The organism is Mesorhizobium sp. WSM4817 (assembly GCF_055811135.1).
In genome coordinates, this window is sequence record NZ_JBVVQQ010000024.1 from 95,688 (window position 1) to 106,578 (window position 10,891).

The window sequence follows — 10,891 nt, forward strand, 5'->3', positions numbered from 1 at the left end:
TTTTGCCTCAAGAAATGTCGGAGTTGGCGGCATCCGTCGTTCGAATCGAAGTGGTCCGCGACGGAAATCTTTTAACGAGAGGAAGCGGTTTCGTTTGGCGCGATACAAGCACGGTCGTGACCGCATTGCATGTGGTCGCATGCACGAAAGGCGCAAACGCGATCAGAGTTTTCTATCCACAAAGGCAAGAAGTTGGATACTCGTCCGCGGAGGTCATCTCAGTATCCACCACGCATGATCTTGCAATTATTAAGCTAAGCGATCCAAAGACGGACGTAAAAGTTCTAGAAGTTGCTACGGCGGAAAACCTAACGGATGGCACGACAAGAAACCTCATCGTAGCGGGATATCCCGCCGGTTCAGCTAACCTTCAAGGTCATGACCTGAAGCAGCTTCCGATCTATTCGAACACTCTCAATGCCCTGCTAGATAGCGAAACCAAAGCACTGCTTAAAAACGGTTCTCCAAGCCTAGATACAGAAATTATCGTTGTGCAGGGCGGCCTGCAGCCCGGGTATTCCGGCGCCCCTGTTTTCTTCCACGGAAAAGTTGTTGGAATAGGTGACGGCGGGCTAGGAGGAGGCACACGCAACATCGGGTGGCTCATGCCTGCTGCGGCTCTGAGTAAGATAGTCGAGCCACCAACGTCTGCTTCTAACCAATGTGGAATCTTGTCCAAAGCGTATTTCGATTTTTATGAGCCCTCCCCTCAGCATGAGATTATTCTCTCGAAATTAAGCGCGTCAGTTTGGACTACTTTCGACGGGCTCAATCCACCATTCACGGAATACACAAAGAGAATGATTGGCCTTTATCGCGATGCGGTAAGGGCAAAAGACCTCCAAAAACTAAGTAAAGAATTCGATGAGCAAGCGCAGTATGGAATCTATCCAATCAGTCAAGACTCGCCCACACGATTCCAGACATCTCCCAAATCTGCCAAAAATAATGAGTATGTCGATCACGCTTTCCTCAGCACGCTAGGCTATTCGTTTGCCTGTTATTCTCCATTGCGCCTTCTACAAAGACTTGGTGAAACAGGCTCTGTATCAGAACCTGATTTGCAATTTTCGACGACAGTTCGCGCAAATATCGATTCGTCCTCAAGTACGAATGTCCGTCTCCGTGCCCACATCGACGGAGCGGAGATTGAAATTGCTCAGACTGGAAATCTCGTTGGTAAATCGGCAACTTTGCGAAATGGCGTAAACAGCGCTCGTATGCTCGAAGGCGGTGGGTGTTTAGTCCATCCGACTTACAGCTTGCCGCAGGGAGCCGACGGCCTGAAGCCTCAAATCGATGCTCTTCTCGAAAAGGCGGAACTCGTACTTGAGTGGGAGCCTGGAGCTGGAGCCACCATGAAATCAAGCAAGATGAGCTTAACCCCGATTGGAAAACTTAAAGAAAAACGGCACGCGCTTATCGTTAGATTTCCTCGTGTGGTGGCAGAATGAGCATATCGCTATTTATTCAATCTGTGGGCCTAGTCCTGGCAATTGTTGTTTCGACGCTTCACACAAATGCTGCGGCATGCCCTCTGGATTCTGCCGGGTCGAAATACATGTACTACGCAGCCGATCCGATGGAGCTAGCAGGCTGCCGTGACCAAAATGGTCGTCTGAAAGACATCTCAATTGAACACAACGCCCTCGGCCCAGCCGTAATGGCGAATTCTAACAAGGAGCTGGCGATCTCGACGGCCGCCATACTACCCCGGAACGATAATGTGTTCTTCGACGGTTTGGCTACGACGACATATGACACGTCGTTTTTTTCGTCGTACTGCGACGTGTTTGGTCAACCGTTCAAAGTTAACAACGCTTGCAACGATCAAACGTTAGCCAATGCGAAACCTCTTCCGCGCATTCCGAGTTCAATACTGCTGACAAATGTTGAGCTCCCACGCGTGTTTGAGGCGAAGGATGTCATAGTGGATGGCGCTTTCGCCTTTCGAGATACTGCGTTGCTAATGGAAACTTGGTTTCGCGTTCGGAACTGCGTGGTTATCGGTGACCTTAGCTTTCAGAAACTCTCCGCAAACCGCCTGCACATTGTCTTATCTAGCTGCGTGATATTCGGCAACATAACGGTTGACAACACGAGTGGGTTGGATCTTTCTATTTCCGATAGCGTAGTAGAAGGTGATATCCGAATCGCTGCCAGTAAGGATTTTGGTCTTTACTTACAAACCGTCAACGTCAATGGTAGCCTACTTTTTGATAGGATAGATATAACCGATGAGTATTTTATGGATACTGTCAAGATCAACTCGGACATTAAGTGGACATTCCTTAATCAGAGCAATTTGGCAGAGGAAAAGTACACATCGGGTGTTTCCGTCTTGGGCACGGTAACAATTTCGAACAGTGCACTTGCTGGATCGCACTCGAGTTGGCCCGATGCCATCGCAAATGGAAATCTTTCAAGTGTAATTTTTGACAATTAGTATAGAGCATTCGCGCCCGGCATTTCGGGCTCTCCGAATTCGCGGTAGGCAATCACGAAGCATAGTAGTACTTTGGATCCCGCGCTGAAGGCCTCCTGTCCGTCCGTCGTCGGGGTTTCTTGGATTATGTCCTGAGGGCGATGGTATCAGCGCAAAGGGAGGATCTCGCCGCCGATAGGCTTGTTGAGAAACGATTAGCCTGCGTCGGCGCGGTCAGGGGCTTCGAGGTCGGAGTCTGGCAACGCGTTTGGGCGCCACCATCCTTGCTGACATGTCTTCCAAATCACGTAGTCGACCGTTGAGACACTGTCTCCCGCTAGATTTGACAGTCGCGAGCACAATTCCTGAACCGCCTCACCCGAGTTCGTCGCAACCCTCTCTAGCCAGACGTCTGGTTTTGCGGTGTCGACGCCGAGGTTCTTTGCTAGGTGATATTTCGTGATCTCGCCGACATACGGAAGGCCCACGCAAAACTCGATCACCTCCTCCGGCCCGTTTGCCCACGCAGACTTAAAACCCCGGAAAAGCTCCGAACGGTTCGACATCACCAAGTTGATGGCCTTTCTCTTTCCTGGGTGACCGAAGGTTTCGCCAACCTCTCCCGTCCCGACCAGAGACGGTTTCATCCGTGCCCAAATGTCCTTTGCTACCGTCCACCTCATTCCACTGTTGAGGATGACGTATGAAACCCTCAACGCAAAATCGGTCGCATCGGTCGGCGGGGTTTTCGTCGCTACCTTCTCCATCATATCTGGATCGAGTTCCGTGACCTTCTTCCGGTAGTAGAAATATTCCTCCAGGGTCACCGAGAAAATTCCGTTCTACTAGAATTAGGTCGGTCCCTCGGGGACACAGTCTCAGTGTGAAAGAGACATTTCACACTGACGGATCGGCTACCTGGATTTCTACTAGAATTTCCCGTCATCGAACCCCTCCCCTTCGAATGAAAATAATCTCGTCTGGATCGATCTGATAAGGAACTCGGGGACTGCGGAGTGAACAGCGCGAGCGCAGCAAAACCTTCATGGAATCCGAGTCGAACAGTCGGATGGTTTTCTTCGTCATCCGATATGCGACCGTCCAATGTTCGTGGCGACCCGACAAGCCAATGATCGCGACCTGACTGTCATCCAGGCCCTCTCCTAACGTTGTCCACAAATCGTCGAACCGACGGATTTTAGAGGTGAACGTCGTCGTGCTCATGGGCACGTCGACGATATCCCGAAGGTGGTTGCACGCAGCCTCCACAAGGGCATGAACGATCGGAATCTCGATTCCCAATCCGACAGTTTCATGAGCGGTCACCCAGTTTGTCGTCAGGCTCTCTGAGAGGACCTGGAAAAGGGCAATTGATCGCTGACGCCCCAGCTCCGGGCAAAGAAAACGAATAGCGTTCATGACGCAATAGACCCCACAAAGACTATCGAGATCCCCTTGGTTGAAAGGCGCCGCGATTTCGCGAGCGACCGGTTTCTTCAAAATCCGCGCGCGCGGAATGTGTCCACGAACATCTTCGGTCCTGTCAGACATCGACATCTCAGATCATCAAAACGATGCGGCGTTGGGCGTCGGTGTCGCCGTCGATGTACGTTTGTGTCATCGAAAGACATTGATGACCGGCGAGAAGCTGAACGTCGCGAAGACATCCTCCCGCGCGGTGCGCGGATCGCGCGGCCGTCGTTATAAACGTCCGGCGCCCTGAATGGGATGAACAACCCTCAAAACCCAATTCGCGATACAGAGAGACGAACCAATTGACAATGCTGTTGGGCTTCATTGCCCCGCCGCGACTTGAACGGACTAACGGGCCGTCGTCAGGCTCGCTTTTCCTCAACTGAGCAAGGGCCGCCTTGAGATCGGGATGAAGGGGAATTCGCCGTCCGGATTGACGCTTCGCGATGCGGTCCTCGACCACCAGCAGATTTCCAATCCTCCCCTTCGGATCAAGGAGCATCGACCACTCCAACCCAGCAATTTCGCAGGCTCTCAATCCGGCTTTACAGGAGAGCAAGATGATCACCCTATCCCGGACCGGGTGAGAGGATTTTCGGGCGTGGGACAGCATTTTTCGCAACATTGAATCAGTGACGACCTTGGCTTGATGACCGGACATGGGTTGAATTCCTGGGATTGTGACAATCCCAGTCTATAGGTATTTATTCCTATTTTCAAGCCTAAACGCAGCCACAATTATCGTCAGTTTGCAGGTCTAGTTCAGGATTTTCTCTCAAATGATCGTCGAGTTGACGAGTTCTATGTGGCTCAGAGCGCCTGCGCCAGATCAATATGGGTTCTCAACTCTGCGTTTTCCGTGCTCAATTTCACTGATGTATCGTCGGCTCAAGTTTGCTCGTCCGCGACGCTTCCCTGGTCAGGGGCTGGGTCGACAAGTTCGTCCCCTCGCCGCTCGGGCAAGTCCCATGAACAACGTGGCGCGCGACATCAGACTTATCGACAGTCCCAGCCTCGAGGTATTCTCGACGCCGGCTTCTGGCGACAGTATCGGTCTGCGTACGTTGATCGAACATCTCTTGCATACGTTCGCCGCCCGCATTCCCTTCATTAGGGACCTGCACGATCCATATCGAGGAGCGCAGTTCCGTGGGAACTCCAACTTGGCTCACCCTCGAGGCTCATTTGTTGATCACGTTTTTCCCGGTGTTAGTGTACGGTTTTGGGGGCAACGACATACATAAAAACAAAGAGTTAAAGCGCGTCGACTGAAGCCGTTTCAAGGCGACGCGCTTTAGCTGAACTTGCGATTCAGCAAAACGTCCGCTTTGAGTAAAAACAGCCGAGCTTTCTTTCGACGCTCCGAGAACCCTTAGAAGGTCGGCCAGGGTCAAACCTGGCCTTAGGAAGGCCGAGCCCTCGCGAAGCTGAGCTTAAGTTAGGTCGATGAACCTCAACTCGATGACGCATTTCGAAGCCGTCGCCCGTCTCGACCGTGTCGCCAAGGCGGCGCAAGAACTCAAGGTCTCGCCTTTGGCCCGTAAAGGGGACTCAGGATCGCGTTGCCTTTGACGGCCTCATAGAGCACCCACAATTGAAATAGGGCTCGCTCGACTATCTCGCTTTAATGTCAAAGAGGTCGACGACAACATCCCGTCGCTCATGCAAGGAGGGCTAGGCATGTCGGAGAGTGAATCGGCGCGCCGTGACGTGGTCTGGAAGATGTACCAAGAGCACTGTACTCAAGGACGGCACCATGGAACCCAGCGTTCGACTGTAGGGACTGCGCTGATTGCGATCGCAGGGGCAAGCATGGGCTTTGTAACACTCGATAGGGGCTTGACGAGGATAGATATGCCGCTGACGGTGTTCATAGTCGCTGTCGGCATGTTTGGAGCTGCGTTCTTGGCCAGGCACTATGAGCGCTTCTCGATGCACATGGAACGCGCGAGCATACCGCGACGAACTGGATAGCCTACTCGAAGGTGCCCCGATCAAGAGGCTGAAGCATCTCGCGGATAAGGAGCATGCTCGACATTTCCCTTGGCTTGAAAAAATTGCGACTCAACGCGTTCTGGCTCGCAATGTATCTATTCCTCTGCACACTGGGTTGACAGGTCTTGCTTTTGTAAACGCGATGCCGCCACCCGAGTAGTACCGGACGAAAGTTTTTTTCGCACAGCGAGATCTTTGTTCAGTCGCGAATGTACTGCCAAGCTCTCCGGCAGCGTCGACATTACAGAGGACCGTCAAGCGCGTCCCCTTTTGGACGCATTTCAGCAGTCCCATCGAAAAGAAGCGCGCCCTGTGGGCGGGCGATGCAACCTATTGTGGCAATTGCGCCCCGCCGGACCGATCAAACTTAATAAGATCGATTTTCGGAGCATTCCCTTGAGGCGATCCCTTGCCGGCGTGGGGATCACTCCACACGAACAAGGCTCGGCGCCGTACATGCTCGAGTGCTAAGTCCGTGATGAGATCCGGAAATTCGATCTTTTGAGGGAGCGGAGCAGCCGCCTGAGGTTTGACCCGCGCCAAAGATTTGTCTTGTGCAGTGCAATTTTTTTGGACACGAACTCTCATAAACAATTGAGTTTGCTTACTTGTCGCGCCCGATCCTTTAAGTTTGACGCCAAACGTCTCTCACCTCAACATCTGGGGCAACGACGGTCTCCAGCGTCACTTTTCCCAGGTCACTCCAGCCACTACATCAGCGAGTTCGCACAGATTGGACCCCTTTACTTGCTTTCGACAATCAGGCTCTTCGGGTCTTGCGTCGAGTTGCGAACGCAGTTCGACGGCGACCCGACTTGAAAGCAGCCACCCCAGTGGCACAGAGACGCCACGGTCGTACATCTGAACACGCGAATGGTCGTCGGTGCGGGTGCCGAGCTCGATGCGGTTGTGTAATTGATAGAGATTGTATTCGACTTGTGCCGAACGGACTCCTAGCACGGCGTCAAGCGGGCTTAGGAACTCACCGAGACCGGCAGCGGGCGGGGCTTGTTCATTGGGATCGCAGCGCGGCTGTTCCTGCCCTTCGGCTACTTTCTTCAGCGTTTCATTGCGGATGACGTCACAGGCCGGAGCGTTACCGATGTGCAGCGCGGTCATCGTGAACTTGTTTGTCTTCTCGCCTTTGTAATCTTCCAGATATTTTTCTTCACGCAGCAAATAGAGAGCATTGAAAATCTCATTCAACGTGACCGTTCCCGAATTGTCGATATAGCCGCCGTCGACGTACCGAGCCTTGCGGCCGTTATTGAAGAAATACCCTGCCGGCGAGAAGATCGGGAAGCGGGCACTGACGCCGGCGGCGGCGCTGAGCGGAGGCCCATAGTCCCAATCGAGCCAATGCCAATCCTGCGCGCCTCCAAAGGGCTGCGATTGCAAAAACAGTGGTGTGATCACGAATCGCCGACCGCTCTGCACTTCCGTCGTATTCAGGAGGAGGTAAGGCACAGCGGGATTGGCGGCGTCGGGCCGCAAATCATAAATCGACTGGCTCATCAAATCTTGCCCGAACACGCGCCGAAATGAACGCTCGATGCTGAATTCCAGGCCACGCTGACGATCGAAAGATTCGATGGGAAACGGCAGGATCTGCTGCGCAGCATCCGGAAACAACATGCGGGCCAACAGTGGTGACAAGTGATCGTCCTGCAGAACCTGTGCGAGCGCATCCTCATAAACTGGCGCAGCGGTCACCTTCAGGTCGCAGTGTCGATCGTTCGTGTCGACGGGCCACGCCTTGATCGCAGCAGTGAAGAGAGCCGCTCCAAGCGCGCCTCCCGAAACGCCACTCACCGCGAAGATATGGCTCACCATCCGCGGACATCGATCCGCAATGCGCGCCAGCGTAACTGCTGTGAAGAAGGCCGCTCGGATGCCTCCGCCCTCGGCTGAAACCAAGATTACGGGATAGTCGTCGAACTTGTCCTTGTCCGGGCGGCTCGCCATCCATTGATCAAAGGCGTCTTCGACACTCCGGGCCTTGGTGGCCCCTTCCGGCACTTGCCGGATCATGTGGTTGTCGTTGAGGTCGTACCAGCTGAACACGAGCGCGAAGCCGATCAAGATCGTCACGAGGCGGAGATGGACCAGCCGCCCTAAGCGCACCAGAGCGGTTGTCAAGACGAGGAATGCAGCAAGGAACAGGAATAGAACGTTGAGCGGTCCGAGCGCCTGTGACACCGCGATCGAACTTATGGGGATACCGGCCCATGTATCTTTGTCGGGTGCGCCGAAGAAGAGAACGGCAAAAATGATCGCGGCGACAGCAAGAACGTTTCTTTGCGTGCGTGACATTGCATTCGCAGGCTGGATCATACGGCGTTGGCGGGCAGTTCGCACGAGGATGGCGCAGGCGATTTGCAGACCGGCTAGACTCAGCGCCATCACCCGATAGGGATAGAGCTTGCCTGACACCACATCCTGCATTCTGTAGAACGCGATGGCGACGGCGGCGACCGGGAACCATCGGCACGCAAACTGTACAATGTGCAGGCGTAGCGGCGACATTTGCGTTTCGGAAATGTGGCGCGTCAGAAGGTCTCGTGCGCTTGCAGCCATGACAGACCCGAAACCGATCGCGACGAGCGCCGTCGTCAGCAGGCGCATCCAACGCACTCCCGTCTGCCCTCCCCCGCCGGCGTATTCAAGCATCGCCTCAAAGGTTTGGCTGTTGGCGAGCCCGGGCACGAGGAAGCATGCTGTCAATGCGAACCAGGCAAACGAGACTGGCCACATCTGAGCCATGAGACGGACCAGAGCGCCGATCGGTCGGAGCCATCGGCCGAGGCGCCGACCGGCCCGACGGAGTGCGATGCAGGTCCTTACCGACCGCCGTCGCCATGACGCTCGGATTCCTTTCATCCGGCGATCCACCCACATCTCATTCACCTTTCTTCTCGATCAGGTATATCGAGTCCATAAAGCTGACTATGCGTAGCGGTCATTCATCGAGCACCTGATCTGGGCGCCGGATGCGTGCCATGAACCCGTCCTTGTAACGCACCACCACATCGTACCTGCCTGCTGACCTATACGGGCAATTCGCCTGTCCGCCCTGCCCGCAAGGCAGCCCTTCGCATCGGGGTCCGAACCGGACCTTGGTAAAGCGAGTGGGCTTTACCTTCGCGCCGTCGCTGCGCTCTACAGGGTGAGCTTCGCCACCATTGGACAGTGGTCGGAGATCGCGAGTAGCGGATCCGGATGTGCTGTGCTGGCGGGCTTGGTCCCACCAAAAACACCCACCGCAATATGCTCGGCCGGATGAGTCGCGGAAATCCCTCGACTGATCAGGATATGATCGAGACCCAAGGGATTCCGGCAGCCAAGGTTCTCCGAGTGACTGAGTTGCTTTCTCTCATCTGCACTCAGAATTTGGGTTTCTCCCTTCTGACACAGTGCCATGGTTGCTGCGTTCACCGGGCATTCTTCCTGAAGGAGCGTCACCGTGGTGGCAGCTGGATCGTCATCGAAAACTTCTCCAAAGAGGTCCTTAGCCAATACCCCAGCGGGGAGCGGCGTTTGCGGTGAACTGCCGTCAGTGCGGACCGGACCCGTTTCGTGCACTTCGTGCCAGAAATTCCGGTTGAAGTCCCCGAGCAGAATGACTTTGTCTGTCGCGCTGAATCGGTCTTCGACCCAACGTTCAAGGGGCACGATCTGCTGCTGCAAGATCCTGCAGTCCCGGTCTTGATCGTCCGTCAGGTCACCGCTGGCCTCGAGCGGCGAAACGCAGGAAGATTTCAAGTGAACGGCCAGGACGCGGACCGGTTCTCCATCAATCTTCAGCTCAACCGACAATCCTGGCCGGGGTTGTTCATCTTGCGGATTGGTTGGCAGGCTCAGTGCAGGCTCGACCGTGCATGCTATCGACTCGCCGAGGGCTGCCTTCCACGCGATCGCGAGGCGCTGGACCTTGAAGTCCGAGAAGGTGCAAACTTCATAATCGGTCCATCCGTTTGGAAGGGCGTCTCGAACAGCCTGCTCACCACTCACCTCTTCAAAGGCGTAGATGTCGGCGGGGACTGTGTTTTGGAGGAAGTCGCTGACCTGCTGTAGTCGTTTGTCATAGGCGCCAACAGTCACCGGGACCGTGTCGAAGTTGCGATCCTTGTAGACGTCGCACGCAGGGAATTTGGTCCAATCCCACTCGACCTTCTCGCGAAAATTGACCTGCCAGCCCGCAATGCCGGTTCCGCTCGTCGAAGGTTTCCAGACGTCCGTGACAGGGTCCTTTTCGAACAGCGCATCGCATTTTGAGATCCAGGTCGCCGCTGTGGCCTTGTCGACATGCCACCCCAAATTCCACGTAGCGACGGTCAATTCACGTGATAGCGCAGACGTAGGCAAAAGGCACAAAAGCAATAGAGCTGTGCATATACACGCATTGTTCCGGACCTCCGACCAACGTTGTCGGTATCATTCGCGCATAAGCTTGAGACTTTCCAGTGCTCCTTGCCAGCTAACACAGACTTCGAAACAATGGTGAGAGCGCTGGCGCGAAAAGCTACTCGACAGAAACGCTTACCGCCGATTGCCTCCGGCTCTCGCCCTCTGGCGCAACGGACTTCGTTTCGTTGATCTCCCGCAGTTCTCTCATAACTCCAGAACCATGAGCGGCTCTCTGACGTGAGCGGGCATTCTCCAGCCAACCAGCCAATGCCTGCTCGGCCACGGCCTGGAGAACTTCACGACGGAAACCCGCTTTTGCCCGCACGGCCAGGCCGTGTGTCACCGCCATGACATAGGCGGCCAGGGTTGCGCAGTCGGCAGTTTCCGGAAGATCACCCTCTGCTTTGCCCTCTCGAACCGCTCGCGAAGCATCGCTTGCTGGTGGCCCGATATTCAATCAGGGCCTGGCGGATGGGTTCGGCGTCGTCCGAGCCCGCCAAGACGCCGTTGACGCCCAAGCAGGTGTGCGCCAGCGAATCGATCTCTCCCCGGCAATCATAAAGCCCATTGCCATTCGGTTGATTTACGCAG

At 54.8% G+C, this 10,891-nt stretch carries 7 protein-coding genes and 1 pseudogene; 2 read left to right on the forward strand and 6 right to left on the reverse strand.

Annotation, left to right across the window (positions count from 1 at the left end; all coding sequences use genetic code 11):
- Positions 1-23 precede the first annotated feature (23 nt).
- Both AC0L2K_RS27165 and AC0L2K_RS27170 read left to right on the forward strand, forming a co-directional pair.
- Positions 24-1,454 carry a S1 family peptidase gene (locus tag AC0L2K_RS27165; RefSeq protein WP_473532837.1) on the forward strand — a complete coding sequence of 477 codons (1,431 nt, stop codon included), beginning with the start codon at positions 24-26 and terminating at the stop codon, positions 1,452-1,454.
- Positions 1,451-2,446 carry a hypothetical protein gene (locus tag AC0L2K_RS27170; RefSeq protein WP_473532838.1) on the forward strand — a complete coding sequence of 332 codons (996 nt, stop codon included), beginning with the start codon at positions 1,451-1,453 and terminating at the stop codon, positions 2,444-2,446. Before AC0L2K_RS27165 ends, AC0L2K_RS27170 begins: the two co-directional genes overlap by 4 nt.
- Before the next feature lie 194 nt (positions 2,447-2,640).
- Here the strand turns inward: AC0L2K_RS27170 and AC0L2K_RS27175 are convergent, their stop codons facing one another.
- The 6 genes and pseudogenes from AC0L2K_RS27175 to AC0L2K_RS27200 form a co-directional block, all read right to left on the reverse strand.
- Positions 2,641-3,252, reverse strand: coding sequence for a hypothetical protein (locus AC0L2K_RS27175; protein WP_287203183.1), 612 nt, complete (start codon positions 3,250-3,252; stop codon positions 2,641-2,643).
- A gap of 115 nt (positions 3,253-3,367) precedes the next feature.
- Positions 3,368-3,976, reverse strand: a complete 609-nt coding sequence (locus AC0L2K_RS27180) for a hypothetical protein (RefSeq protein WP_473532839.1) — start codon at positions 3,974-3,976, stop codon at positions 3,368-3,370.
- 7 nt (positions 3,977-3,983) lie between these two features.
- On the reverse strand, positions 3,984-4,559 hold the full coding sequence (locus AC0L2K_RS27185) for a tyrosine-type recombinase/integrase (protein ID WP_473532840.1): 576 nt from the start codon (positions 4,557-4,559) through the stop codon (positions 3,984-3,986).
- Between the two features lie 2,018 nt (positions 4,560-6,577).
- Positions 6,578-8,518, reverse strand: a complete 1,941-nt coding sequence (locus AC0L2K_RS27190; RefSeq protein ID WP_473532841.1) for a patatin-like phospholipase domain-containing protein — start codon at positions 8,516-8,518, stop codon at positions 6,578-6,580.
- Positions 8,519-9,052: 534 nt separating this feature from the next.
- Positions 9,053-10,231 (reverse strand): endonuclease/exonuclease/phosphatase family protein, encoded by a 1,179-nt coding sequence (locus tag AC0L2K_RS27195; protein WP_473532842.1) that lies wholly within the window; start codon positions 10,229-10,231, stop codon positions 9,053-9,055.
- Between the two features lie 325 nt (positions 10,232-10,556).
- Positions 10,557-10,827, reverse strand: a pseudogene (locus tag AC0L2K_RS27200) (TetR family transcriptional regulator C-terminal domain-containing protein); the annotation flags it as partial.
- Positions 10,828-10,891 lie beyond the last annotated feature (64 nt).

Excerpts from the sequence above, each read along its gene's own strand:
- AC0L2K_RS27190 (WP_473532841.1), bottom strand. The coding sequence starts at position 8,518 with ATGCGCCTGCTGACGACGGCGCTCGTCGCGATCGGTTTCGGGTCTGTC.
- AC0L2K_RS27170 (WP_473532838.1), top strand. The coding sequence starts at position 1,451 with ATGAGCATATCGCTATTTATTCAATCTGTGGGCCTAGTCCTGGCAATT.
- AC0L2K_RS27180 (WP_473532839.1), bottom strand. The coding sequence starts at position 3,976 with ATGTCTGACAGGACCGAAGATGTTCGTGGACACATTCCGCGCGCGCGG.
- AC0L2K_RS27185 (WP_473532840.1), bottom strand. The coding sequence starts at position 4,559 with ATGTCCGGTCATCAAGCCAAGGTCGTCACTGATTCAATGTTGCGAAAA.